Origin of the sequence: Paenarthrobacter sp. AR 02, assembly GCF_021538675.1 — a bacterium.
Classification (GTDB): Bacteria; Actinomycetota; Actinomycetes; order Actinomycetales; family Micrococcaceae; genus Arthrobacter.
Window position 1 is genome coordinate 1 of the sequence record NZ_JAJUKH010000013.1, and the last position, 24,586, is coordinate 24,586.

The following is a 24,586-nucleotide window of genomic DNA, read 5'->3' on the forward strand; positions in this document are numbered from 1 at the left end:
GGCGCGGAGGAACTGTGCCGTGTTCGGGTACCCGTCATCGAGCAGGGCCGCGTCCCCGGTCCGGGCGACCGCAGGAGCGTCGCTGCCCTGAGCGGCCTGAGCGGCCTGAGCGGCCTGAGCGGCCTGACCGGCCTTACTGGTGACAGCGTGCTCCTGAATGCCCGGGGCGTCAGTCCATCCCGTGCGCCAGCCGGGTTCGGCTGAGGACTGGGCGCCTCGAGCTTCATTCCGGGTCCGTTCCACCGCATGGGCCGCTACGACCTGCAAATACTCCAACGACCGCGACAGCTCCTCCACCCGACCAGCAAAATCCGCAGCCGCCTGGAAACCCAGCAGCCCGGCCTCGGTCGTGGCTGTGGTGCGCAGTTCTTCCACCGCCGAGGCACTTTCCTCCAACCAATGTGAAAGGTCGCCCGGCCGGGCGGTGGTGTCTGGTCCATCAGGGGTCCATGGGATAGGGGAGGCGGTCGCTGGGGAGGTCGTCGCTGGTGAGGCCGGACCGTCGAAACTCGTTGTTGCGGGACCCTGACTCGTTGCAGGACCCTGACCGGAGGCAGCAAGCAGAGTGCCGGCGCCCGACGAATCCGTCCGCCGCTCCATCACCTGCCCGTCGCTGTCCATAGGAAAACCCTGTCACCCCGAACCCCCTACAGATCAGCCCCCAACCGGCCTATGTGGAAAACCACGTGCCGGCGTAACCAACGCCGTGCCCAGCGGCTCGCGTGCGGGCACCTACCTACGCGGTCAGCGCCGCAAATGCCATCTGTTCGAGGATGGGTCGGGCTGATTTCGTGGCGATCTTCCTCCCGTGGTGGCGCACTGAGTGTGGGGTGGAGTTGATCAAGCCAAAGGCGGCATGGGCGCGTACCCGGAGCTCGGCGGTGTCGGTGCCTGTGTGGATTTTCCCGAGGACTCCCACCCAGGTCTCAACGTAGGAGCGCTGCAACTGCCGTACTTCGGCCTGGTCGGCATCGCCGAGGCTGCTGAAATCCCGGTCCTGCACACGGATGACGTCGGGGTTGCTCAGGGCAAAGTCCACTTGGAACCGGATCAAACCCCGCAGGGCTTCCGTGGGAGTTCCAGCGTCCGAGACCACTCGCAGTCCGCCGTCCAGGAGGTCCCGGCTAACGCTGAGGAGCAGTTCGCCAAGCACGGCTTGTTTGCCGGGAAAATGGCGGTACACAGCGGGTCCACTGACGCCTGCTGCTGCGCCGAGGTCCTCAAGGGACACCCGGCTGAAGCCGTTTTCCGCGAACAGCCCTGCGGCGGCGGACAGCAAAGCCAACCTGCGTAGCTCCTTTGCGTGGCTGCGTTGCGTCATGGCAGTGCGGCTACCGTCGGTGCTTGTTTCCGGGCCTACGGTCACGTTCTCCTCCTTGGCGCCCACGCCGGCAGAGCGGGCGTTGCTGTGCTGGACATCACAGTTAATAAAGACTAACCTAAATTTCAGTTACGTGGCACTAACCGAAATGGCCTGTGGCCGGGAATGGAACAGGGGTCGATGGAGACAATCGCCAGCTTGACGGGAACCGCCAGCGGCACGTTTGAGGCCAACGAGGAAGCGCAGCGGGCCCTGGTCGAGGAGTTAAAGAACCGCTTGGCAACAGCGGCATTGGGCGGGCCCGCAGCCTCCCGCGAACGCCACATCAAGAGGGGCAAGCTTCTCCCCAGGGAACGTATCGATTACTTGTTGGACGAGGGAAGCCCATTCCTGGAGATCGCACCCTTGGCCGCAAATGGAATGTACAATGACGATTCGCCCGGTGCCGGTGTCATCGCAGGCATTGGACTCGTTCATGGCCGCCACGTCCTGGTCATTTCCAACGACGCGACGGTCAAGGGCGGGACCTACTACCCGATGACTGTGAAAAAGCATCTCCGGGCCCAGGAGATCGCGTTGGAGAACAAGCTCCCGTGTATCTACCTGGTGGATTCAGGCGGGGCGTTCCTGCCCAAGCAGGATGAGGTCTTCCCCGACAAGGAGCATTTCGGCCGGATCTTCTACAACCAGGCCCGGATGTCCGCGGCGAAGATCCCACAGATCGCCTCCGTGATGGGTTCGTGCACCGCGGGTGGGGCCTACGTCCCCGCGATGAGCGACGAGACGGTGATCGTCCGCAACCAGGGGACCATCTTCCTGGGCGGCCCGCCCCTGGTTAAGGCCGCCATCGGCGAAATTGTCACTGCGGAAGAACTCGGCGGCGGTGAGGTACATTCCCGGATTTCCGGGGTGACGGACCACCTGGCGGAAAACGACCAGCACGCACTGGAAATCGTCCGGGACATCGTGGCGACGTTGCCGAAGCCGGCACAGCCTGCGTGGGACGTGCTCGACGTCGTCCTGCCGCCTTTGGCCGAACAGGCGGAGCTTTACGGTGTGGTTCCCACAGACGTCAACGCCCAGTACGACGTCCGCGAAGTCATTGCCCGGCTGGTGGATGGCTCCGAGTTCCATGAATTCAAGAAAAACTACGGCACCACTCTGGTCACCGGGTTTGCGCATTTGCATGGGCATCCCGTGGGCATCGTCGCCAACAACGGTGTCCTGTTCAGCGAGTCCTCACTCAAGGGCGCCCACTTCATTGAGCTCTGCGACCAGCGGGGAATCCCACTGATCTTCCTGCAGAACCTCTCCGGTTTCATGGTGGGCAAGGACTATGAGCAAGGTGGCATCGCCAAGAACGGTGCCAAGATGGTCACCGCGGTGGCAACGGCCCGCGTACCAAAACTGACCGTGGTTATTGGCGGTTCCTTTGGTGCCGGCAACTACTCGATGTGCGGCCGGGCGTACTCGCCGCGGTTCCTCTGGATGTGGCCCGCCGCCCGTATTTCCGTCATGGGCGGCAACCAGGCATCCAGCGTCCTGGCGACGGTCAAAAGGGACCAGTATGAGGCTGCCGGCCAGGAATGGTCCGCGGAAGACGAAGAGGCGTTCAAGGCGCCCATCAAGCAACAGTACGAAGACCAGGGGAGTCCGTACTATTCCACCGCCCGGCTGTGGGATGACGGCATTATCGATCCCGCCGATACCCGCCGTGTCCTGGGCCTGGCACTTGACGTCGTCTCCCGCCAACAACTGCCCGAGACCTCCTTCGGCCTCTTCAGGATGTGACCATGACCCTCCCGACATCAACCAAGACCCAGCACGCAAGCCCAACCCCGCAGGCAAACCCAACCGCGAAAGCAACGGCACCCCGGACCTTCAACGCCGTCTTGGTGGCCAACAGGGGCGAGATCGCCTGCCGGGTCATCCGGACGCTAAAGAAGATGGGCATCCGCTCCGTCGCCGTGTATTCGGACGTCGATAAGCACGCAAAGCATGTAACGCTTGCCGATACCGCGGTAGCTATTGGAGGTACAGCACCCGCAGAGAGCTACCTTCGGATCGACACCATCATCGAGGCGTGCCGTCGCAGTGGGGCCGATGCCGTCCACCCTGGTTACGGCTTCCTGTCAGAGAACGTTGAATTCGCTAAAGCTTTGGACGCCGCGGGCATTACGTTCATCGGCCCTGGGATCGGTGCCATCGAGGTGATGGGCGACAAGATCCGGTCGAAAAACCACGTCATGGCCTACGACGTCCCATGCGTACCCGGCATCGCCAAGCCCGGGCTCACGGACCAGGAACTGATTGATGCTGCTCCGGGAGTGGGCTTTCCCCTGCTCATCAAGCCTTCAGCGGGCGGCGGCGGCAAGGGCATGCACGTGGTGGAACGGCTGGAAGACATGCCCGCCACACTCCTCACGGCCAGGCGCGTTGCTGCATCTGCCTTCGGGGACGACACACTCTTCCTGGAACGCCTCATCCGGGCTCCCAGGCACATTGAAGTGCAGGTCCTGGCGGACAACCATGGCAACGTCATTCACCTCGGCGAGCGCGAATGCTCGCTGCAACGCCGGCATCAAAAGGTCATCGAGGAAGCCCCGTCGGCGCTTTTCGAAGCACTGCCTGACGGCCAGGCGCAGCGGGAGCGGATCGGTGAGGCTGCATGCCAGGCGGCGCGGAGCGTCAATTACAGCGGCGCCGGCACAGTGGAGTTCCTGGTCTCGGACGAGCACCCGGACGAGTTCTTTTTCATGGAAATGAATACCCGGCTGCAGGTGGAGCACCCCGTCACGGAGATGGTCACGGGCGTCGACCTCGTTGAATGGCAGGTGCGGATCGCCGCCGGTGAGGTGCTCACCGTCGCGCAGTCCGACGTCGTGCTTAACGGCCACGCCGTTGAGGCGCGTGTCTACGCCGAGGTGCCCGAGCGGAATTTCATGCCGTCGATGGGGCGTGTCGTGGCGCTGGCCGAGCAGGGTGCTGTCGATTCATCAGTGTCAGGAGTGCAGTACGGGCATGCCAGCGTCCGGATCGACTCTGCCATGCGTGAGGGTTTGGAGATCACCGGCGACTACGACCCCATGCTTGCCAAAGTCATTGCGTGGGGCGAGGACCGCGCGGCGGCGCTGGATACCCTCGATGCGGCCCTGGAGCGTTACACGTTGCTTGGTGTCAATACGAACGTCGAGTACCTGCGGCTGCTCATCAATGATTCCGCGGTCCGCGCCGGGCATTTGGATACGGGGCTGATCGAACGGAAACTCCCGTCCATGGCGTTCCGGCACGCGGGGCCGAACGAGCTGATCGCGGCCGCCCTCACGCTGTGGATGGATCGCACTGGTGCGACGCTGGCCGGCAACGCCTGGAAGGTTCCTGACGCTTGGCGGGTGGGCGCCCCTGCCGCCTGGACGGCGACGTTGGGTGTTCGGGAAGGTGCCATGGCTACGGTGTCCGTCACCGAACACAACGGTGCCCTCACGGCAAGGATCGACGGCGGCGACCCCTACAGTGCCACTGTGGTGGAACGCAGCGGCGACTGCATCGTCCTGGAGCTCGACGGCGGTCTCCTCACCTACGCGGTGGGCGTGGCGCCGGGCGCCGTCCCGGAGCTGTTCGTAGGCAACGACGGCTGGGCTTGCCGCTTTGAGGTCCTGAACCGTGCCGAACGGCTGCGTCGGATACTCGCCGGCATCCAGCGCGAAGAGGGTGCCGCTGATCCGGAGGTGCGCTCACCGATGCCCGGAACGGTGGTGTCCCTGTCTGTCGCTGATGGCGACCTGGTGGAAGAGGGCCAGGTGCTCCTGGCCGTCGAAGCCATGAAGATGGAGCACCAACTGGTGGCGTCGGTCGCTGGGACGGTGCATCTGGGCAGCAAACCCGGGGACTTGGTCAAAGCAGACCAAGTTCTCGCCACCATTCACGTAGCCGCCGGCACAGACAAGGCCGGCACAGACAAAGCCGGCACAGACAAAGCCGGCACAGACAAGGCCGGCACAGACAAGAGCAGCACGGCACAGACCAGCACAGACAAGGAAGTCCAGCCATGAGCACCTTTGAACTCAACGAGGAATACCAGGACCTGAGCGACTCCGTCCGGGAGTTCGCCGACGAGGTGGTAGCCCCTGTCTCGGCAAAGCACGACGAGGAGCACAGCTTTCCCTACGAGGTCGTCAAGCAGATGGGGGAGATGGGGCTCTTCGGGTTGCCGTTCCCGGAAGAGTTCGGCGGCATGGGCGGAGACTACTTTGCTCTCGCGTTGGCGTTGGAACAGCTGGGCCGGGTGGACCAGTCAGTCGCCATCACTTTGGAAGCGGGTGTTTCCTTGGGTGCCATGCCTGTCTACCGCTTCGGCACTGATGAGCAAAAGGAGAGGTGGCTCCCGGAGCTGGCATCCGGGCGTTCCCTGGCCGGTTTTGGCTTGACGGAGCGCGAGGCTGGTTCCGATGCCGGAGGCACCAAGACCCACGCGCACACGGAAAACGGCGAGTGGGTCATCAACGGCAGCAAGGAGTTCATCACCAACTCCGGTACGGACATCACCACCCTGGTCACGGTCACCGCCGTCACCGGCACCCAGGAGAAGGCGGACGGCGGCACCAAGAAGGAGATCTCCACCATCCTTGTGCCCACCGACACGCCCGGTTTTACCGCCGAAAAGCCGTACAACAAGGTGGGTTGGAACGCATCCGACACCCACCCGCTCACCCTGGACAATGTCCGCGTCCCGGAAGCGAACCTCCTGGGCGAGCGCGGCCGCGGGTACGCAAACTTCCTGTCCATCCTGGACGAGGGACGCATCGCCATTGCCGCCCTCGCCACCGGCGCAGCCCAGGGTTGCGTGGACCTTTCCGTGAGGTATGCCAAGGAACGCAGTGCTTTTGGGCAGAACATCGGCAAGTACCAGGCCATCCAGTTCAAGATTGCCCGGATGCAGGCCAGGGCCCACACAGCACGCCTGGCGTACTACGACGCGGCCTCCAGGATGCTGGCAGGGAAGCCGTTCAAGACCGAAGCGGCCATAGCTAAGATGGTCGCAGGCGAGGCAGCCATGGACAACGCGCGGGACGCCACCCAGGTGTTCGGCGGCTATGGCTTCATCAACGAATTCACGGTGGCACGCCATTACCGCGACTCCAAGATCCTTGAAGTCGGTGAGGGCACCACCGAGGTCCAGTTGATGCTGATCGCCCGTGAGCTGGGTCTGTAACCGTACGGGAAGGATCAAGGATGATTGACAAGGTTGTTGCCAGCGCCGCGGAAGCGGTGCGGGACATCCCCGACGGCGCCTCGCTCGCCGTCGGAGGTTTTGGCCTGTGCGGTATTCCCGTGGCATTGATCGATGCGCTCCACAGCCAAGGCACTACGGACCTGGAGACCGTGAGCAACAACTGCGGGGTGGATGACTGGGGTTTGGGCATCCTCCTCAAGGACGGCCGCATCCGACGCACCATCAGCTCATATGTTGGCGAAAACAAAGAGTTCGCCCGGCAATACCTGGCAGGGGAGTTGGAGGTGGTCCTCACCCCGCAGGGCACGCTGGCTGAGAAGCTTCGCGCCGGCGGTGCCGGTATCCCGGCGTTCTTCACCAAGGCCGGTGTGGGAACCCAGGTGTCCGAAGGCGGACTTCCGCAAAAGTACGACGCCGACGGGAACGTTGCGATCGCCTCCTCGCCCAAGGAAGTCCGCACCTTCAACGGCGCCGACTACGTCCTGGAGGAATCGCTGACCCCGGACTTCGGGCTTGTCCATGCGTGGAAGGGCGACCGGCACGGCAACCTTGTGTTCCATGCGACGGCCATGAACTTCAATCCCCTGTGCGCGATGGCGGCCAGGACCACCATTGCCGAGGTCGAAGAACTCGTCGAACCCGGTGAACTGGACCCGGAACACATCCACACGCCGGGTATCTTCGTGCAGCGCGTGGTGGTGGCGCCGTCTACCGAAAAGCGGATCGAGAAGCGGACTGTCGCCTTGGGGGCACCGGCGTCCGACGGTACGAGCGAACAGGCAGGAGCCTAGCCATGGAATCGAACAGTCTCCAGGACATCCCGCCCCGTCCCGAAGCCGTGCGTCACGAGTACCGGCGCGCCGACGTCGAACATCACGAAGCCAAAGGCTGGACCCGCAACGAACTGGCGGCGCGGGTCGCCCAGGAGCTGGCCAACGGCCAGTATGTGAACCTGGGAATCGGGATGCCAACCCTGATCCCCAACTACATTCCGGACGGTGTGGAAGTCATTCTCCATTCCGAGAACGGCATCCTCGGTGTCGGTCCCTACCCGGCAGAGGACAGGGTGGACCCCGACCTCATCAACGCCGGCAAGGAGACCGTCACCACCAACGCGGGCGCGGCGTTTTTCGATTCGGCGTCGTCCTTCGGCATGATCCGCGGCGGGCATGTGGACGTTGCTGTCCTGGGCGCCATGGAGGTGGCTGCCAACGGCGACCTCGCCAACTGGATGATTCCGGGCAAGATGGTGAAGGGGATGGGCGGCGCCATGGACCTGGTGTTCGGCGCCAAGAAGGTCATCGTGATGATGGAGCACGTGGACCGGAGCGGCAGGCCGAAGATCGTCCAAAGCTGCACCCTTCCGCTGACGGGCAAAGGCTGCGTGGACCGCATCATTACGGACCTCGCGGTGATCGACGTTGTCAAGGACGAAGGCGATCCGCGTTTGGTGCTGCGCGAGCTGGCCCCGAACGTCAGTCTCGACGACGTCGTTGCCGCTACGGGGGCCGAGCTGTTCGAGGAAGACCAGGAGCTGACCGTATGACGCGGATCGTCGAGCAGCGTGGGCTCTATTTCGATGAGCTTGAAGAGGATGTGGTCTACGCGCATAAGCCCGGGCGTACGGTCACCGAAACGGACAATGTCCTCTTCACCACCATGACCATGAACACGCAAGCACTGCATTTGGATGCCGCGTGGAGCGCAGGGCAGCCCTTCGGGCAGCGGCTCATGAATTCCATGTTCACGCTGTCCACCATGGTGGGGCAGTCCGTCACGCAGCTGACGCAGGGCACCATCATTGCGCAGTTGGGGTTGACCGACGTCACCTTTCCGCACCCGCTGTACCACGGGGATACGCTGTACACGGAGACGGTGATCCTCGGAAAAAGGTTGTCGTCCTCCCGCCCCGGACAGGGCGTGGTGACCATGCAGCACACCGGCCGCAACCAGGACGGGACCGTGGTGGCATCGGCCACCCGTACCTGCCTCATGTGGACCAAGGAAGCGCACGCCGCGCAGTCCTGACCTCCGCTTGACGCCACCGCCCCCACACCCCAGCAGCGAGGTAATGCATGTCTTCTCCCTTCACCATGGGCCCGGCCCTTTTGTTCTGCCCGGCTGACCGGCCCGAGCGTTTCGGGAAGGCCGCCGACAGGTCCGATGCCGTGATCCTGGACCTGGAGGACGCGGTAGCTCCGGCCGACAAGCCCGGCGCCCGCAACGCGATCATCGAGCAGCCGGAGGGGGAGCGCCTGGATCCGGCCAGAACCATCGTCCGCGTCAACCCTGTGGGCTCGCCTGAGTTCGAGGCAGACCTGGAAGCCTTGGCCGCAACGCCTTACCGCACTGTGATGCTGGCCAAGGCGGAAAGCGCCGGGCAGCTCGCGGCGTTGGCGGGTTACCAGGTCATAGCGCTGTGTGAAACGCCCACCGGAATCGTCAACGCTGCCGCGATCGCGGCGCAACCGAACGTTGTCGGCTTGATGTGGGGCGCCGAGGACCTGCTCGCCTCCCTCGGCGGCCTGTCCAGCAGGAACGTCGACGGCGGGTACCGGGCTGTCGCGCTGCACTCACGTTCCGCTGTGCTGCTTGCCGCCAAGGCTGCGGGCAAGGAAGCCATCGACTCCGTCTATGTGAACATCCCGGACCTTGATGGCCTGGGCGTGGAGTCCCGGGATGCGGTGGCCAGCGGGTTCGGTGCGAAGGCCTGCATCCACCCGAACCAGGTTGCCGTGGTCCGGGAAGCGTATGCCCCCGCACCCGAAGCAGTGGAGGCGGCCACTGAGTTGCTCGACGCCGCCGCAGCAGCCGGTACGGGCGTGTTCCAGTTCAAAGGGAAGATGATTGACGGCCCCATCCTCAAGCACGCCGAAGCGACGCTGCGCAGGGCCGGTCGCTAGCGACGGGTCCGGCCCTTGTTCGCTGCACTCACCGTTAGACGGCGGGGACAGCAAACAAGGGCCGGAATCGTGGGCGCCGCAGCGCGCTAGGCGCGGACCGCCGTCGAGAGTTCCGTCAGCTCCACCGTGGCAGGCCGTGCAGCCGTGCTGGTGATGGCTACGGCTTGCCCGCTGCGGGCAGATTCCAGCACCGATTCCATGACCTCCAGGGCGTGGAAGGCCAACTGTCCACCGGCACGCGGTTCCTGTCCCGCCGGCGTGGCCGCGAGGTCGGCGATGCCAAAGCCGCGTCCCGAGTCCACATAGCCCGCAGAGACCGGGAGCGTCTCCCAAGCCTCGGCGCCGAGTGCGAAAAGCTCCACGTCGCCGTCGAAGTAGTTGGGGTCGGGCACCACCAAGGAACCTTTTTCGCCGTGGATTTCGATGTTGGGGCTCTTGGTTTTGACTGCGTCGAAGCTCATGAAGAGCGTCGACAAGGCCCCGGAGGCGTGGACCAGGACACCCGTGACGTGCGAGTCAATGGCAACCGGCACTTTTTGGCCTTCGCGCGGACCCGATCCGATGGTCCGTTCGTCACGCGTATGACTGGCTGCGCCTACCACCGAAACCACAGGTCCGAGCAGGGTGACCAGTGCAGAGACGTAGTACGGGCCCATGTCCAGGAGGGGCCCACCACCGGGCTGGTAGTAGAAGTCGGGGTTCGGATGCCACCGCTCGTGCCCCGGAGTGGCCATGGTGGCCGTGGCGGAGATGGGCGCGCCGATCAGGCCGTCGTCGATCGCCTTGCGGGCAGTCTGGATGCCAGTGCCCAACACGGTGTCCGGTGCGCAACCAACCACCACCCCGGCAGCGGCGGCCGCGTCGAGTACTTCCCGGGCCTCCGTGGTGGTGGCTGCCAACGGCTTTTCGCCATAGACGGACTTGCCGGCGGCGATGGCCTTCAACGCAATGTCGGCGTGTGCAGCGGGAATGGTCAGGTTGAGGACGAGCTCAACGTCATTGGCGGCCAGGAGCTCGTCCACGGTGAGGGCCCTGACGCCGTCGTAGGAGTCTGCCACAGCCTGCGCCCGGGCGGGATCGAGGTCGGCAACGGCTACCAGATTGATGGTGTCGAGCCGGCGGAAGTTGCTCAGGTACTGCGCGATGATGGCGCCGCAGCCAATGATTCCGACGTTTAGCGGCTTGCCCACAGCATGCCCCTTTCGATAATGGTGCGGACGTTGCTGTCCTGGAGGATTTCCACGCGGTGGCCGGGGGTGCAGACAAAGATCCTGCCCTTGCCCCATTGACGGGTCCAGATTGCCGGCGAAGTTACTTCACGGTTCCACGGATCCCACTCCCGCACTTTCTGGGTGGTGGTCGCCAGGACGTCGATGTAGTCGTCGGACAGGACCCAGTACTGCTCCGTGACGAGATCGAAGTCCCCGATGCCCTGGGTGATGGGGTGTTCGGCGGCCGCTGGAAGCATGTTCACCGTGTACGGGACATAGTTATCGGACTGTTCGCCCGACAGCTCGTCAGGATGCTTGCCCGGGTGGCAGGCAAACTGGCCGCCGATCAGGTGCAGGTAATCCGAGTTGTTGCGGTAGGAATCGGCGATGCCTCCGTGCCAGCCCGCGAGTCCCGTGCCGTTCTCGACGGCGGTGCGGAGCCCCTCGAACTCGTCCTTCTCAATGGTGGTCATGGTCATGCACTGGACGATCAGGTCGACGCCCGCCATGTAGTCCGGATCGGCGTAGATCTTGGGGGATTCCTCCACCCGGACGTCGTAGCCGTTCTCCCGCAGGTAGGGGATGAACAGCTCGGTGGCTTCCACCGGCTGGTGTCCGTCCCAGCCGCCGCGAACCACCAGCGCTGTCTTGTTGTTGCTTGTCATGGTTTCCTTCGATTTCGGGGCGTTGTGTCGTTGAGTCGGGTGTGGTGCTGTCAGCGCGTAGCAAACGCAGCATCGAAAGCTGCCGTCGGGGGCCGTATGGCGGCCAGCCGGCGAACCATGTCCAGCGCCTGGGGAGCGCCGATCAGCCGGTCCATTCCGGCGTCCTCCCATTCGATGCTGGTGGGTCCTTCGTAGCCAATGGCATTGAGCGCCCGGAAGATCGGCTCCCAGTTCACGTCCCCGTGCCCGGCAGTGACGAAGTCCCATCCGCGCCGTGGATCAGCCCACGGCAGGTGGGATCCAAGGCGCCCGTTGCGCCCGTTGAGTTGCCGGACGGATTCCTTGACATGGACATGGAAGATCTTGTCCGCAAAGTCCTGGAGGAACATCACGGGGTCCAGGTCCTGCCACAGGAAGTGGGAGGGATCGAAGTTCAGTCCAAATCCTTCCCGGTGTCCGATCGCGTCGAGTGCGCGCTTCGCAGTCCAGTAGTCATAGGCAATCTCGGAAGGGTGGACTTCCAACGCGAACCGGACGCCAACCTCATCGAACACATCCATGATGGGATTCCAGCGGTCGGCGAAGTCCTGGTAGCCGCGTTCAATCATGGCCTCAGAGGCCGGGGGAAACATCGCCACGCATTTCCAGATGGACGAGCCCGTGAACCCCGTGACCGTTGTGACCCCCAGCCTTGCCGCGGCGCGTGCTGTGGTCTTCATGGTTTCGGCCGCACGTTGCCGCACGCCTTCCGCCTCGCCGTCGCCCCACACCGCCGGCGCAAGGATGTCCCTGTGCCGCTCATCGATGGGATCGTCGCATACTGCTTGTCCGGCCAGGTGGTTGGCGATGGCGTGGACGGTGAGGTGGTGCTTATCCAGGATGTCCAGTTTTGCCTGCAGGTAGGCATCGTCCTCGACAACGCGCTGTGGATCCAGATGGTCGCCCCAACAGGCGATCTCCAGACCGTCAAAGCCCCACTCTCCAGCCAGCCTCGCCACTTCCTCGAAAGGCAGGTCGGCCCACTGTCCGGTGAAGAGGGTGATGGGTCGGTTCATCATGTTCCTTTCAGACGTTCTGCCAGCGGCTTGAGTTGTCCGCGCTCGCCTCGACTGCGGCAAGCACCTTTTGTACCTGCAAAGCATCAGCGAACGACGGCGACGGCTGCTCGCCCGCGCCGATGGCCGTCACCAGGTCCACTACCTGGTGTGTAAACCCGTGCTCGTAACCCAGACCGTGGCCGGTTGGCCACCAGTTGGCGGTGTAAGGATGGGAGGGTTCGGTGACCATAATCTTCCGGAAACCCGCATCGGGTTCCAGGGCAGCATCGTAGAACTGCAGGGAGTTCATGTCCTCGAAATCGAAGGCCACGGAACCCTTGGTGCCGTTGAGCTCCAGGCGCATGGCGTTCTTGCGTCCCAAAGCGAACCGGGTGGCCTCGAAGATGCCGATAGGGCCGGCGGCAGCACCGCCGTCGTGCTTTGATTCGAAACGGGCGGTGAACAGCGCTGCGTCGTCCACCGTGACCGGACCACGTGGGCCGTCGGAACCCCCACGGCCGCCAAGACCCACAAAGTCTCCGCCCACGGGCCGTTCCTTCACGAACGTTTCCAGGAGCGCAGAGACGCCGGTGACATTCAGGCCGGTGATCCACTGGGCGGCGTCGATGCTGTGCGCACCGATGTCCCCCAGCGAACCGGACCCCGACTTTGACTTGTCCAGCCGCCAGGTCAACGGCGCGTCCGCGTCGCTGAGCCAATCCTGCAGATACTGCGCCCGCACATGCCGGATGTCGCCCAGGCGGCCGTCATCCACCATCCGCTTTGCCAGGGCCAGTGCTGGAGTCCGGCGGTAGCTGAAGCCGCACATGGACAGCACGCCCCGCTCGGCTGCGGCCTGGGCCACCGCCGTCATCTTCTCGGCCTCTTCCACGGTGTTGGCAAGGGGCTTTTCGCAGAGGACGTGCTTGCCGGCCTCAAGGGCGGCGATGGCGATCTCGGCGTGGGTGTTTCCCGGGGTGCAGATGTCGATGAGGTCGATGTCGTCCCGTTCGATCAGCCGGCGCCAATCGGTCTCCACGCTGTTCCAACCGTATTTGTGGGCGGCTGCGCGGACGCCGTCGGCATTCCTGCCTGCCACTGCCGTGAGTTCAGGGGCGAGCGGCAAGTCGAAGAACCGCGGCGCAGTCCGCCAGGCGTGGGAGTGCGCTGCACCCATGAACGCGTAGCCGACCATGCCCACCCGCAGGGGTTTCGTTTCAGTCATGACGGGATCCTTTCTGCTGGCAGACGCCAGTCACTTGCTGAAGCCCGCGGTCAGGCCGCTGAGCAGCTGGCGGCGTGCCACCACATAGACCACAAGCAACGGCAGGGTAGCGAGGACGACGGATGCGAGTACCGCAGGAATGTTGACGCTGAACTCGCCCTGGAACGTCCACAGGGACAGGGGCAGGACCCGGGTATCAGGGCTCTGCGTGAGGATCAGCGGAAACAGGAATCCATTCCATACGTTGAGCGCGTTGTAAATCCCGACGGTGATGACGGCCGGCTTGGTCATTGGCAAAGCGAGCCGCCACAGCATGGCCCAGTCAGAGCAGCCATCCAGGCGCATCGACTCGAACAACTCGTTGGGTACGTCCCGCAGGAAGTTGGAAAGGATCAGCACGGAGATCGGAATCGCGAAGGCAATGGACGGCAGGATCAAGGCCAACAAAGTGTCGTACATGTGGGCTTTGGTGATCATCCAGTAGATGGGGATGATCGTGGCGTGAAGCGGGATGGCCAGCCCCAGCAGGAAGATGTTGTTGGTCAAGCCGAGGAATTTGCCCCTGCCCCGGACAATTGCATACGCCGCCATGAAGGAAACCAACAGAGCCGGAATAACACTGCCCAGCGTGACGATCAGGCTGTTGGCGAAGTACTTGGCGAAGTCGTTTTCCAGTACCAGTTTGTAATTGTCCAGTGTCGGCTCGGAGGGCGGCAGCATGGGGTTGGACGTAAAGAAGCCTGCCTGGTTCTTCAAGCTGGTGATGACCACGTAGTAGACCGGCACAATGATCACGGCCAGCCAGGCCCAGCCGCCCAGTCCGCCCAGGATGTTGGGCCGCGACCTGCCGGTCTGTGGAGTCCGACGGCGGGTAGCGGCCGGCTTCGGCGGTGCTGCCGGTGACGTGGGGAGCTGTGTGGTGGAAGCCATTACGCACCTTCCAATTGGCTGGCATTGCGGTTCTTGCCGCCGAGTCGTTGGAGGAACAGCGCCAACGCCAGGCCGATGACCACGAGGATCACTCCCAGGGCGCTCGCCGCTCCCATGTCGTTGGCTTTGAAGCCGGTGAGGTACATGTGCAGCGGAAGCAACCGGGTGGAATAGCCCGGCCCGCCGGCAGTGAGGACGAAGACCAGGTCGAAGTAAGCCAGGGAACCAACCACCATCAGGGTGGACGAGGTGATGATCGTGTACTTCAACTGGGGGAGGGTGATGTTGAAGAACTGCTGGACCCTCCCGGCACCATCGATCTGCGCCGCTTCGTACAGCGACGTGGGTATCTGCCTGACGCCGCCTTGGTAGATCAGGGTGTGGAACGGCACGAATTGCCAGGCGATCACAAAGACCACCACGAACAGCACCAGGTCCGAGTTGCCCAGCCAGTCCTGGGCCAGAAACGGCAGGCCCAAGCCAGGGCCCAGGCCGAAGTTCGGATCCAGGAGCGCTTTGAAGGCAATGGCGACAGCCGCGGAGGAAAGGAGGAGCGGCACAAAGTAGAGCACTGCCAACGCGGCGCGGTACTTCTGGCTGGCAGCGGTGAAGACGCCGAGCAGGAGGCTGATGGGGGCCTGGACGACGAACGAGAAGAACATGATCTTGGCCGTCACCAGCAGGGCATTTCCTGTAACGGGGTCGGTCAGGACTGTTTGCCAGCTCGAGAGTCCGTCGAGCTTGATTTCGCCTAGCCCGTCCCAGCGGGTGAAGCTCAGGAAAAGGACGCCCAGGAGGGGAAGAATCGCGAACAGCGTGAAGAAAGCGAGGGCCGGGACTGCCAGCCACCCCGACGGACCCTTTTCGAGGGTCCGTCGGGACGGCTGCTCCCGCCGGGAGGTCTGCTCCCGGGTAGCAGCAGTAGTGGTTGACACCGGATTACTTCCCGATCGTCGCGTTCATGGCTGAGGCGAACTGCTCGGGCGTGATCTTCTTCAGGAAAATCTGGTCAAGGTTCGCCAGCATCGCATCGCCCTGCGCCGGGCTGAGTGCCTGGTCCCAGGACAGCGTGAAATCAGGGGCGTCCTTGGCCATGCCGTAGACGTACGTCAGGAAGTCCTTGTCCGGCGATGCAGCAAGCTTGTCTTCGATGCCCGTGACCACAGGAACGGCGCCGGAGTCGATCAGGGCCTTGACGTTGTCGTCATTGAACATTCCGTCTTTGACGTAGCTCAGCGCTGTCTTCTTTTGTTCCTCGGTTGCCTTGGAGGAAACCGACCAGAAGTTGGAGGGGTTTCCCACGACGTTTGCCGGGTTTCCCTTACCGCCGTCGATGGTGGGGAAGGGGGTGTAACCGAGCTTGCCGCTCTTGACGAAATCGGCGGCGTCCTTCTTCATGCCCTGGTAGATCCAGCTGCCCTGCAGGATCATGGCCGCCTTGCCGGTGTAAAGAAGGGCCTGGTCGGCGTTGCTGTCAGCTGCAATGGAGGAGAAGCCGTTGATGAAGCCACCGGCATCCACCAGTTCCTGGATCTTGGTCAGCGCTTCAATGACGGCGGGGTCGGACCAGGCATCAGGCTTGTTGGCTGCGATCTTGGCGAAGACTTCGGGTCCACCGATACGGTCCACGAGGTATTCGAGCCACATGAGGTCCGGCCATTTGGACTGCCCGCCCAGCGAAAACGGAGCTACGCCCGCGGCTTTGAACTTGGGCACCAGGGCCATGAGATCATCCCAGGTCTTGGGTGCTTCGGCGCCGATCTTGTCGAAGACTTCCTTGTTGTAGTAGAGGACCACCGGCTGCACTTTGTTGTTCGGCAGCGCGTAGGTCTTGCCATCGATGACGCCACTTTCCAGGATCGACGGGAGATAGCGGCTCTGTACGTCGGGGTTCTCCTTGAGGAATCCTGTCAGGTCGTCCACCTGGCCGGCGTCGACGTAGGACTTCAGGACACCGCCTCCCCAGCCGTAGACCAGTGTGGGACCTTGTCCGGCGCCGACGGCCGTGCGGACCTTGGTCTTGTAGGCATCGTTTGCGAAGAAGTCGAGCTTGATGGAGGAATCGGGGTGTGACTTGTTCCAGGAGTCCACGGAGGCCTGGAAGACCGGTTGGTCACCGCCCGTCAGGCCCCACATGGTGGCAGAACCCGCGGAAGCTCCCGTTCCGGCGGGGCCTGAGGAGCCGCAGGCTGCGAGCGAGATCGACAAGACGGCTGCCGAGACCGCCATTCCGGCGGTGCGCAACTTCAGATTATTCATGTGCTGTTTCCATTCGTCCTACGGGCTCGACGCTGATGGCCCGGCTGCTCGTATAAAAAGCCGCACTTTGCGGGGGAGGGATCTACTTCGATCGCCAGTTACCCTGAAAGCTTTTTCGAAATGTTTCGGAAGTTCTTTCGAAAGTGCCCACCAAATTTAGCCGTGAGCTACGTCACCGTCAAGGGTGTCCGTTCAGAATTTTTGTTGCCGTAGCTTCACGATTGACGCCGAGGCCAACACTGCTGCACACTAAAGCAACACCGAAACTTTTCGAAAGCAGACTGTTATGGCCCCCGAAGACCAACCGTCAAAAATGACGCTTTCCGCTGTGGCCCAAGAGGTTGGAGTGTCGGTCCCCACGGTCTCCAAAGTGGTTAACGGGAGGGCCGACGTGGCCCAGGGAACCCGCATGCGGGTCCTCGAAGCGCTCCAGCGGACTGGCTATAAGACGCCCCTCCAACGCAAGGGCAAACCCGTGCAGCGAACGGTGGAAGCCGTCTTCGACTCGTTGAATTCCGCCTACAACATGGAGATCCTCAACGGCGTCATGGAGCAGGCCAACGTTTCCGGCATGGAAGTGGTGCTCTCGGTGACGGGCCTGCAGGCTCCGCCGTCCCTGGGGCCCGAGGAGCGGGCGCAGCGCATGATTGATGAAGGACGCAGCGGAATGATCGTGGTCACCTCGGCCTTCGGGGCAACGCAGCTCGAAGCATTCCAACGCCGCCAGATCCCGATCGTGGTGATCGACCCTCTCAACCCGCCACCGTCGAACCTGTTCAGCGTGGGCGCGAGCAACTGGGCCGGCGGCAAAGCAGCTGCCATGCACCTCCTCGAACTCGGGCACCGCCGGATCGCGTTCATCGGCGGTCCCGACACCGCCGAGTGCAGCCAGGCCCGCCTCCATGGCTACATGGCTGCCCTCATGGCCGAAGGCATCACTGTGGAACACGAGTATGTCTCGGCCGGGAAGTTCCGGCCGGAGAACGGTGCCGCCGCCTTCAAGGCGCTGTTGGCCCTGGAGGATCCGCCCACCGCGATCTTCGCCGGCAGCGACAGTATCGCTTTGGGCGTCTTGGCTGAGGCGCGGCGTCAGGACGTGCGGATTCCGGAGGAGATGAGCCTGGTGGGCTTCGATGGGACCTACCAGGCGGAGGAGTCCATCCCACCCTTGACGTCGGTGAGCCAGCCGCTGCAGGAAATAGGCCGATCAGCCTTGAACTTCATTCTCCGCCAAATGCAGGGGGAAGAAATCGACTCCAGAAGGGTGGAACTGGCAACCCACCTCGTTGTCCGCGAGTCCACTGCGCCGCCGCGCGCAACAGCGCTACGCTAGGTCCCGCCGTCGTGGGTTCAGCTGCAGTGGCGGGATGGCCTCATACAGCAGCACCCGCACCCACCGGTCCCCGGTTTCGCGGAACTCCGCGCGACTGGCGAAGCGGTAAAGGTAGCTTCGCGCCCGGACCCACCGCGGGCGGCCGCCGTCGAACGGATCCCGTCGAAGCAGGCCAAGGGTGGGCTTATCGGCCTCCAGCAGCCTGTCCAGGAAAGCGTAGAACCAGTCCTCATGGACGGTCCGCAGCGGCAGGAACCACATGAGCCAGTCCAAGCGAAGGTGGTACGGGGCCCACTGCCGCGGGAGCCGCCGGACCTCCCCGGGCTTGCCCTTGAAACCGTACTCCAGCCAGTTTTCATCAGGTGCGTCCGGCTCCTCAGCCATGGTGCCCTCCACCACAATCTCGACCCGCTGCTTCGTCACCGTCCCGAACGCGCCGTAGGCGTTGACCAGCCGCCAACGGTTGAAACTGGCATTCATCAGTTGGCGGCGGGAGAACAAGTTGAGCAGTGGACGGTAGCTGAGCACCAGCAGCAGCGCCGTAACAAGCACGACGACGGCGAGCCACCACGCCGGGGCTTCGGCACCTGCGTGCCACTCCAGCGGGATGGACGGAACGACCGCGTGTGCGACGGGATCGCTCACGGCGGCGAAGGCCAGAACGATCGCAATCCAGTTCAGCCACGCAAAGTTCCCGCTTGCCACCAGCCAGAGCTGGGTCACGATGATGATGCCCGCCGCCGCACTGGCAGCTGGCTGTGGAGCGAACAGGAAGAAGGGGACCACGAGCTGCGCAAAGTGGTTGCCCAGCACCTCAACTTTATGCAGGGGACGCGGCATCAGGTGTGCCTGCCTGCTGAGTGGGCCAGGCATCGGTTGGGTTTCGTGGTGGTAGAACATCGCGGTCATGTCCCGCCATTCACGACCCCCGCGGATCTTGATCATCCCGGCGCCGAACTCAAGCCGGAAGACCAGCCAGATGATCATGATCAGGATGGTGGTGGGCGGGGGAGTCTGGTCCGACCCCAGGAAAGCCACGGTAAACCCAGCTTCAAGGAGCAGGATCTCCCAGCCGAAACCGTAGAACGTCTGGCCGACGTTGACGATCGACATGTATAGGAACCACAGGGCCAGAAACGCCAGCATCGGCAGCCAGGGAGGGCCCGTTTGGGGGAGCCCGACCACCAGCACGGCGGCCACGCTGATACCCGTCCAGCACACGGTTTTGAGCAGCCTGTCCGAGTAGCGCCAGCGAAAAAGGGTGGGCCGGGCCAGCCGGCGCGCCATGTCCAGAAACGCCGGCACGGGAAGCAACCCGCGCTCGCCGAGAAGCGCGGGAAATTGGTTCAGCGTGGACAGGAAAGCAACCAGGTACAGCGCGGCCGTGCCGCGCTGCAGGACCTGCCGCGCGAACTCGTAGTCCCGAGCATCAAACCAGGACAGCCACTCCACGGTTCCACGGTACGCCCGGCCTGAGGTTCTCCACATACGTTTGGGTCCGGTCGCTGCCCTCCTCGGTGGCTGGGATACTTAAGGAATGCAGCCGCGCAAGATCGTCATCCTCGGGTCCACCGGTTCCATCGGCACACAGGCGCTTGACGTCGTCGATGCCGCGCCTCACCGCTTCGAGGTGGTGGCGCTCAGTGCGGGCGGCGGAAACCTTGGACTCATCGCCCAGCAGGCCGTCCATACCCGCGCCCAAGCGGTGGGGATCGCCCACGGCGACCCTGCGGCGCTCCGGCAGATGATCGATGCCGCTGCCGCCTCCGAGGGCATCGGAGGATTCACTCCGGAAATCTTCGTCGGCCCGGATGCCTCCACCCGGATCGCAGCCATTGCGTGCGACGTTGTCCTGAACGGCATCACAGGCTCCATAGGGTTGGCCCCGACGTTGGCCGCGCTCGGCGCGGGAGCAACACTGGCCCTGGCCAACAAGGAATCACTGATCGTCGGCGGCGCGCTGGTCAAGGCTGCAGCCCGCCCTGGCCAGATCGTCCCCGTGGACTCCGAGCATTCGGCCATAGCGCAGTGCTTGCGCTCAGGCACTGAGCAGGAAGTCGAAAAGCTGATCCTCACCGCTTCGGGTGGCCCCTTCCGTGGCCGCACGCGTGAACAGCTTCATGACGTCACACCGCAGGAGGCCCTTGCCCACCCCACCTGGGACATGGGCCTGATGGTCACCACCAATTCGGCCAGCCTGGTCAACAAGGGTTTGGAAGTGATCGAGGCCCACCTGCTCTTCGATGTTCCGCTGGACAGGATTGACGTGGTGGTCCACCCCCAATCGGTGGTTCACTCGATGGTCCAGTTCGTGGACGGCTCCATCATCGCCCAGGCGTCGCCGCCGGATATGAGGTTGCCCATTGCCCTGGGGTTGGGGTGGCCTGACCGTGTTCCGCGCGCCGCTCAGGCCTGCGATTGGAGCCAAGCCACCAGTTGGACGTTCGAGCCACTTGATACCGTGGCTTTCCCAGCCGTGGATCTCGCCAAGGACGCCGCGAAGCAAGGCAGTACGTTCCCGGCCGTGTTCAACGCTGCCAATGAAGAAGCGGTCGAAGCTTTCCATGCCGGGCGCATCAGGTTCACCGACATCGTGGACACGGTGGAGTCCGTCCTCAGCGAACATTCAGGCTCCTCGGAGCTTACGGTGGAGTCCGTGCTGGATGCTGAGAAGTGGGCACGCGCCCGAACCCACGATCGTTTAGCCAGCAGCAGCGCCCTGTAGCCTACAAACCCTTATGGAAGCAGTCCCACCGGTATGAGTCCCGTCCTTCTCTTCATTCTCGGAGTCGTCTTCGTCGCCATTGGCGTAGCGGTCTCCATCGCGTTGCACGAGGTAGGCCACCTGGTGCCCGCGAAGCTCTTCAAGGTCCGAGTCACCAAGTACATGATCGGCTTCGGGCCCACATTGTGGTCCCGGAAAAAGGGCGAAACGGAGTACGGCTTCAAGGCCCTTCCGCTGGGTGGTTATGTGGCCATGATCGGCATGTACCCGCCCAACAAGGACGGCGGCGCCGTCCGCCCTTCCAGTACAGGAATGTTCCAGACACTGGCCACCGAAGCGCGTTCGATGGCGCATGAGGAAGTGGGTCCGGGCGACGAGAAGCGCGTGTTCTACAAGTTGCCGGTCTGGAAGAAGATCATCATCATGCTCGGCGGTCCCGCCATGAACATGATCATCGGCCTGATCCTGCTGGCGGTGCTGCTGATGGGATTCGGCGTGGCCCAATCAACCACCACAATCGCCGACGTTTCCAAGTGCCAAGTCGCTGCGGGCCAGACTGTGGACCCTGATTCCGCGGACTGCAAGCTCACCCCTGCCGCAGCTGCCGGGCTCCAGCCGAATGACACCATCACCTCCTTCGACGGCAAGGAAGTGACCAACTGGGACGAGCTGACCAGCTGGATCCGAGCATCTGCGGGCAAGGATGTCCCCATAACCGTGCAGCGCAACGGCACGTCAGTGGAGACCACTGTGACGCCGGTACTCTCCTCCCGGCCAGTGGTCGGACCTGACGGACGCGCGGAGCAGGACGCCAACGGTGTCCTGAAATACCAGGAAGTCGGATTCCTGGGAATCGGCGCCCAGAGCGCACTGGTACCCCAACCGGCGTCGGCTGTCCTTCCCATGGCAGGGGAGAACATCAAGCAGATCGCCGGTGTGATCTTCAACCTGCCCGCCAGGGTGGTGGGCGTCGCGAAAGCGGCCTTCAGTGAGGAACCCCGGGACCCCAACGGTCCCATCAGCGTAGTGGGCGTCGGCCGGGTGGCCGGCGAAGTCGCCGCCATGGAACAGGTGCCCATGCAGGCGCGTATTGGAACCTTGGTGGGCTTGTTGGCCGGGCTCAACTTTGCGCTGGCGATCTTCAACCTGATACCGCTCCTGCCCTTGGACGGCGGCCACGTTGCTGGCGCCCTGTACGAGGGCGCACGCCGCCAAGTGGCCAGGTTGAGAGGAAAACCGGACCCCGGGGCCTTCGACATCGCCAAACTGCTGCCTGCTACCTACGTTGTGGCCGCGTTGCTCATGGCCATGGGTGCGCTATTGATCTACGCAGACATCGTCAAGCCCGTGAACATCTTTGGCTAAGCGGGCGGGATAGGCTAGCTCCATGACTGTTTTCGCTGTTGAGTACGTATACGCCGCCGATTCCGAAGCCCTTCGCGATGAAACCCGGCCGGCGCACCGTGCCTGGCTCGGCGGACTGGCCGAGGAAAGCACGTTGCTTGCCAGCGGCCCGTACGGTGACGGAGCTGGCGCCCTGTTGATCTTCAAGTCTGCGGATGAAACCCAGCTCAACGACCTCCTCAAGGAGGATCCGTTCGCTGCAGCCGGCGTTATCGCCGGAATCCGAACCACGGAATGGTCCCCGGTCATCGGTGTCCTTGCCGCCCACACGTCCTGACACGGCCGTCCTCCACTACACCGCCCCACCTCAACCCAAGGAGTCCACGTGACCTCGGTCAGCCTGGGAATGCCAGCAGCCCCACCACCCGTTCTTGCCCCGCGACGTAAGACGCGGCAGATCAAAGTCGGTTCAGTGGGCGTTGGTTCTGATTCGCCCATCAGCGTTCAGTCGATGACCACCACGCCCACCACGGACATCAACGCCACGCTGCAGCAAATCGCGGAGCTCACAGCATCAGGCTGTGACATTGTCCGCGTCGCCTGCCCGTCCGCCGATGATGCCGAAGCGTTGCCCATCATTGCCCGCAAGTCGCAGATCCCGGTGATCGCCGACATCCACTTCCAGCCGAAGTACGTCTTTGCGGCCATTGAGGCCGGCTGCGCAGCGGTCCGTGTCAACCCCGGAAATATCCGTAAGTTCGATGACCAGGTCAAGGAAATCGCTGCGGCGGCCCGCGATCACGGCACGTCCATCCGGATCGGCGTCAACGCAGGCTCCCTCGAGCCCGGCATCCTGAAGAAGTACGGCAAGGCCACCCCGGAAGCCCTTGTTGAGTCCGCTGTCTGGGAAGCCTCCCTCTTCGAAGAGCACGGATTCCACGACTTCAAGATCTCGGTCAAGCACAACGACCCCGTCATCATGGTGGCCGCCTACGAGATGCTCGCCGAGAAGGGCGACTGGCCCCTGCACCTCGGTGTGACCGAGGCCGGACCTGCCTTCCAAGGCACCATCAAGTCGGCCACGGCCTTCGGTGCGCTCCTGTCGCGCGGTATCGGCGACACCATCCGGGTCTCCCTGTCTGCCCCGCCGGTGGAAGAGATCAAGGTTGGAAACCAGATCCTGCAGTCCTTGAACCTGCGCCCCCGCAAGCTCGAGATCGTGTCCTGCCCATCCTGCGGCCGTGCCCAGGTTGACGTCTACACGCTGGCCGAGCAGGTCACCGCAGGCCTTGAGGGCATGGAGATCCCGCTGCGTGTCGCGGTCATGGGCTGCGTTGTCAACGGCCCCGGCGAGGCACGCGAAGCGGACCTTGGCGTGGCTTCCGGTAACGGCAAGGGCCAGATTTTCGTGAAGGGCGAGGTCATCAAGACTGTGCCTGAGAGCCAAATTGTTGAGACACTGATCGAAGAGGCCATGCGCATCGCCGAAGAGATGGGGGAGGCCGATGGCGAAGATGCTGTCAAGGGTAGCCCCGTGGTTAGCGTCTCGTAACGGGACCGGCTTGGGAGTCAGGGTGCTCGGCAGTGCCGACACTCTGGCCCTTCGCGAGCTTGCAAGCGAAGACGTTGTAGCCAACGTCTTCATACTCTCGCACTTGGACAGTACGGGTACGGCGGCGCCCACCAGCGGCGGTGCCAGTATCTTCGGAGTGTTCGACGATACGACCCTCCTGGGGGCCTGTTGGGCGGGAGCAAACCTGGTCCCCGTGCAACTCGATCCGGGACTGGCTGGGTACGTAGCCAACGCTGCCCACCAGACGGGTCGACGTTACGCGTCCATCTTTGGGCCGGCCGTCACAGTGCTCGCGCTGTACTCCCGTTTCGAGCAGTTGGGGCACTCCGCCCATGAAGTCCGCTCCCAGCAGCCGCTCCTGACGATTTCCGGCAAACCGACCACAAGCCCCAATCCTTCGCTGACTTTCGGCAGGATGGAAGACTTCGATCGCATCCTGCCTGCCTGCGCGGCGATGTTCGAGGAAGAAGTTGGCTATTCGCCCTTCCTGGGCGGCCAGGAGTTCTACAGCAGGCGGGTTGCGGGGCTCATCCGACAGGGCCATTCGCTGGTGCACATTGATGCCACGGGCACGGTGGTCTTCAAGGCCGAGCTGGGTGCCGTGACCCCGGACGTTACCCAGGTCCAGGGTGTGTGGATGAATCCGGAACTGCGTGGGCGCGGCCAGAGCGCCGGGTACATGGCCGCCGTCGTTAATCTTTCCCGCACCTTCGCTCCGGTGACCAGCCTGTACGTGAACGACTACAACGCCAAAGCCCGCGCCACCTACGAGCGGGTGGGCTTCGAACAAGTGGGCACGTTCGCGACTGTTCTTTTCTAGGCCAATC

22 protein-coding genes and 1 pseudogene are annotated in these 24,586 nt (G+C 63.5%); 13 read left to right on the plus strand and 10 right to left on the minus strand.

The genetic code is table 11. The annotated features are described in order from the left end of the window. Together LRQ04_RS18485 and LRQ04_RS18490 are read right to left on the minus strand one after the other, a co-directional pair. Positions 1-621: pseudogene (locus LRQ04_RS18485) on the minus strand (HNH endonuclease); the annotation flags it as partial. Between the two features lie 115 nt (positions 622-736). Beyond that, the gene (locus LRQ04_RS18490) at positions 737-1,321 is read right to left on the minus strand and encodes a TetR/AcrR family transcriptional regulator (RefSeq protein WP_235521881.1); all 585 of its coding nucleotides are present in this window, start codon (positions 1,319-1,321) and stop codon (positions 737-739) included. A gap of 180 nt (positions 1,322-1,501) precedes the next feature. On the opposite strand from LRQ04_RS18490, the gene LRQ04_RS18495 reads away from it, so the two are divergent. Genes LRQ04_RS18495 through LRQ04_RS18525 form a run of 7 tightly spaced genes read left to right on the plus strand, consistent with a single transcriptional unit; the run spans position 1,502 to position 9,457 of the window. Then, positions 1,502-3,112 carry a carboxyl transferase domain-containing protein gene (locus LRQ04_RS18495; RefSeq protein ID WP_235521770.1) on the plus strand — a complete coding sequence of 537 codons (1,611 nt, stop codon included), beginning with the start codon at positions 1,502-1,504 and terminating at the stop codon, positions 3,110-3,112. A 2-nt stretch (positions 3,113-3,114) separates the two neighbouring features. Then, positions 3,115-5,373: a biotin carboxylase N-terminal domain-containing protein gene (locus LRQ04_RS18500; protein WP_235521771.1), complete on the plus strand. Its 2,259-nt coding sequence runs from the start codon at positions 3,115-3,117 to the stop codon at positions 5,371-5,373. Further along, positions 5,370-6,533, plus strand: a complete 1,164-nt coding sequence (locus LRQ04_RS18505) for an acyl-CoA dehydrogenase family protein (protein ID WP_235521772.1) — start codon at positions 5,370-5,372, stop codon at positions 6,531-6,533. The genes LRQ04_RS18500 and LRQ04_RS18505 overlap by 4 nt, the downstream gene beginning before the upstream one ends. Before the next feature lie 20 nt (positions 6,534-6,553). Further along, a complete protein-coding gene (locus LRQ04_RS18510) occupies positions 6,554-7,345 on the plus strand; it encodes a CoA transferase subunit A (protein WP_235521773.1) in 792 nt (263 codons plus the stop codon). Positions 7,346-7,347: 2 nt separating this feature from the next. After that, positions 7,348-8,100 carry a CoA transferase subunit B gene (locus tag LRQ04_RS18515; protein ID WP_235521774.1) on the plus strand — a complete coding sequence of 251 codons (753 nt, stop codon included), beginning with the start codon at positions 7,348-7,350 and terminating at the stop codon, positions 8,098-8,100. After that, entirely contained in the window at positions 8,097-8,582 is a 486-nt protein-coding gene (locus LRQ04_RS18520; protein ID WP_235521775.1) for a MaoC family dehydratase, read from the plus strand. Before LRQ04_RS18515 ends, LRQ04_RS18520 begins: the two co-directional genes overlap by 4 nt. Before the next feature lie 47 nt (positions 8,583-8,629). Further along, on the plus strand, positions 8,630-9,457 hold the full coding sequence (locus LRQ04_RS18525; protein ID WP_235521776.1) for a CoA ester lyase: 828 nt from the start codon (positions 8,630-8,632) through the stop codon (positions 9,455-9,457). Positions 9,458-9,543: 86 nt separating this feature from the next. Here the strand turns inward: LRQ04_RS18525 and LRQ04_RS18530 are convergent, their stop codons facing one another. The 7 genes from LRQ04_RS18530 to LRQ04_RS18560 are packed head-to-tail and all read right to left on the minus strand — an operon-like array spanning position 9,544 to position 16,784. After that, the gene (locus tag LRQ04_RS18530) at positions 9,544-10,647 is read right to left on the minus strand and encodes a Gfo/Idh/MocA family protein (protein WP_235521777.1); all 1,104 of its coding nucleotides are present in this window, start codon (positions 10,645-10,647) and stop codon (positions 9,544-9,546) included. Then, entirely contained in the window at positions 10,632-11,333 is a 702-nt protein-coding gene (locus LRQ04_RS18535; protein WP_235521778.1) for a ThuA domain-containing protein, read from the minus strand. Before LRQ04_RS18535 ends, LRQ04_RS18530 begins: the two co-directional genes overlap by 16 nt. 50 nt (positions 11,334-11,383) lie before the next feature. Beyond that, positions 11,384-12,388 (minus strand): sugar phosphate isomerase/epimerase, encoded by a 1,005-nt coding sequence (locus LRQ04_RS18540; RefSeq protein ID WP_235521779.1) that lies wholly within the window; start codon positions 12,386-12,388, stop codon positions 11,384-11,386. Between the two features lie 10 nt (positions 12,389-12,398). Continuing rightward, positions 12,399-13,595, minus strand: coding sequence for a Gfo/Idh/MocA family protein (locus LRQ04_RS18545; RefSeq protein ID WP_235521780.1), 1,197 nt, complete (start codon positions 13,593-13,595; stop codon positions 12,399-12,401). Between the two features lie 30 nt (positions 13,596-13,625). Then, positions 13,626-14,525: a carbohydrate ABC transporter permease gene (locus LRQ04_RS18550; RefSeq protein ID WP_235521781.1), complete on the minus strand. Its 900-nt coding sequence runs from the start codon at positions 14,523-14,525 to the stop codon at positions 13,626-13,628. Further along, the gene (locus tag LRQ04_RS18555) at positions 14,525-15,460 is read right to left on the minus strand and encodes a carbohydrate ABC transporter permease (RefSeq protein WP_235521782.1); all 936 of its coding nucleotides are present in this window, start codon (positions 15,458-15,460) and stop codon (positions 14,525-14,527) included. The genes LRQ04_RS18550 and LRQ04_RS18555 overlap by 1 nt, the downstream gene beginning before the upstream one ends. Positions 15,461-15,464: 4 nt before the next feature. After that, positions 15,465-16,784: an ABC transporter substrate-binding protein gene (locus tag LRQ04_RS18560; protein WP_235521783.1), complete on the minus strand. Its 1,320-nt coding sequence runs from the start codon at positions 16,782-16,784 to the stop codon at positions 15,465-15,467. 286 nt (positions 16,785-17,070) lie between these two features. Between LRQ04_RS18560 and LRQ04_RS18565 the strand changes: the two genes are divergently transcribed. Further along, positions 17,071-18,117 (plus strand): LacI family DNA-binding transcriptional regulator, encoded by a 1,047-nt coding sequence (locus tag LRQ04_RS18565; RefSeq protein WP_235521784.1) that lies wholly within the window; start codon positions 17,071-17,073, stop codon positions 18,115-18,117. Here the strand turns inward: LRQ04_RS18565 and LRQ04_RS18570 are convergent. Further along, on the minus strand, positions 18,109-19,569 hold the full coding sequence (locus LRQ04_RS18570) for a lipase maturation factor family protein (protein WP_235521785.1): 1,461 nt from the start codon (positions 19,567-19,569) through the stop codon (positions 18,109-18,111). The two genes, LRQ04_RS18565 and LRQ04_RS18570, sit on opposite strands and share 9 nt — an antisense overlap. Before the next feature lie 85 nt (positions 19,570-19,654). Here LRQ04_RS18570 and dxr point away from each other — a divergent pair, with 85 nt between their 5' ends. The 5 genes from dxr to LRQ04_RS18595 are packed head-to-tail and all read left to right on the plus strand — an operon-like array spanning position 19,655 to position 24,579. Beyond that, positions 19,655-20,842 carry a 1-deoxy-D-xylulose-5-phosphate reductoisomerase gene (gene dxr, locus LRQ04_RS18575; RefSeq protein WP_235521786.1) on the plus strand — a complete coding sequence of 396 codons (1,188 nt, stop codon included), beginning with the start codon at positions 19,655-19,657 and terminating at the stop codon, positions 20,840-20,842. Between the two features lie 33 nt (positions 20,843-20,875). Next, a complete protein-coding gene (locus LRQ04_RS18580; protein WP_235521787.1) occupies positions 20,876-22,207 on the plus strand; it encodes an RIP metalloprotease in 1,332 nt (443 codons plus the stop codon). A gap of 22 nt (positions 22,208-22,229) precedes the next feature. Continuing rightward, on the plus strand, positions 22,230-22,523 hold the full coding sequence (locus LRQ04_RS18585) for a YciI family protein (RefSeq protein WP_235521788.1): 294 nt from the start codon (positions 22,230-22,232) through the stop codon (positions 22,521-22,523). A 48-nt stretch (positions 22,524-22,571) separates the two neighbouring features. Beyond that, entirely contained in the window at positions 22,572-23,738 is a 1,167-nt protein-coding gene (ispG, locus tag LRQ04_RS18590; protein WP_235521789.1) for a flavodoxin-dependent (E)-4-hydroxy-3-methylbut-2-enyl-diphosphate synthase, read from the plus strand. Further along, positions 23,701-24,579 (plus strand): GNAT family N-acetyltransferase, encoded by an 879-nt coding sequence (locus LRQ04_RS18595; RefSeq protein ID WP_235521882.1) that lies wholly within the window; start codon positions 23,701-23,703, stop codon positions 24,577-24,579. Before ispG ends, LRQ04_RS18595 begins: the two co-directional genes overlap by 38 nt. Positions 24,580-24,586: the final 7 nt, after the last annotated feature.

Coding starts and splice junctions, on each gene's coding strand:
- LRQ04_RS18490 (WP_235521881.1), bottom strand. CDS start 1,321: ATGACGCAACGCAGCCACGCAAAGGAGCTACGCAGGTTGGCTTTGCTG.
- LRQ04_RS18495 (WP_235521770.1), top strand. CDS start 1,502: ATGGAGACAATCGCCAGCTTGACGGGAACCGCCAGCGGCACGTTTGAG.
- LRQ04_RS18500 (WP_235521771.1), top strand. CDS start 3,115: ATGACCCTCCCGACATCAACCAAGACCCAGCACGCAAGCCCAACCCCG.
- LRQ04_RS18505 (WP_235521772.1), top strand. CDS start 5,370: ATGAGCACCTTTGAACTCAACGAGGAATACCAGGACCTGAGCGACTCC.
- LRQ04_RS18510 (WP_235521773.1), top strand. CDS start 6,554: ATGATTGACAAGGTTGTTGCCAGCGCCGCGGAAGCGGTGCGGGACATC.
- LRQ04_RS18515 (WP_235521774.1), top strand. CDS start 7,348: ATGGAATCGAACAGTCTCCAGGACATCCCGCCCCGTCCCGAAGCCGTG.
- LRQ04_RS18520 (WP_235521775.1), top strand. CDS start 8,097: ATGACGCGGATCGTCGAGCAGCGTGGGCTCTATTTCGATGAGCTTGAA.
- LRQ04_RS18525 (WP_235521776.1), top strand. CDS start 8,630: ATGTCTTCTCCCTTCACCATGGGCCCGGCCCTTTTGTTCTGCCCGGCT.
- LRQ04_RS18535 (WP_235521778.1), bottom strand. CDS start 11,333: ATGACAAGCAACAACAAGACAGCGCTGGTGGTTCGCGGCGGCTGGGAC.
- LRQ04_RS18540 (WP_235521779.1), bottom strand. CDS start 12,388: ATGAACCGACCCATCACCCTCTTCACCGGACAGTGGGCCGACCTGCCT.
- LRQ04_RS18545 (WP_235521780.1), bottom strand. CDS start 13,595: ATGACTGAAACGAAACCCCTGCGGGTGGGCATGGTCGGCTACGCGTTC.
- LRQ04_RS18550 (WP_235521781.1), bottom strand. CDS start 14,525: ATGGCTTCCACCACACAGCTCCCCACGTCACCGGCAGCACCGCCGAAG.
- LRQ04_RS18560 (WP_235521783.1), bottom strand. CDS start 16,784: ATGAATAATCTGAAGTTGCGCACCGCCGGAATGGCGGTCTCGGCAGCC.
- LRQ04_RS18565 (WP_235521784.1), top strand. CDS start 17,071: ATGGCCCCCGAAGACCAACCGTCAAAAATGACGCTTTCCGCTGTGGCC.
- dxr (WP_235521786.1), top strand. CDS start 19,655: ATGCAGCCGCGCAAGATCGTCATCCTCGGGTCCACCGGTTCCATCGGC.
- LRQ04_RS18580 (WP_235521787.1), top strand. CDS start 20,876: ATGAGTCCCGTCCTTCTCTTCATTCTCGGAGTCGTCTTCGTCGCCATT.
- LRQ04_RS18585 (WP_235521788.1), top strand. CDS start 22,230: ATGACTGTTTTCGCTGTTGAGTACGTATACGCCGCCGATTCCGAAGCC.
- LRQ04_RS18595 (WP_235521882.1), top strand. CDS start 23,701: ATGCTGTCAAGGGTAGCCCCGTGGTTAGCGTCTCGTAACGGGACCGGC.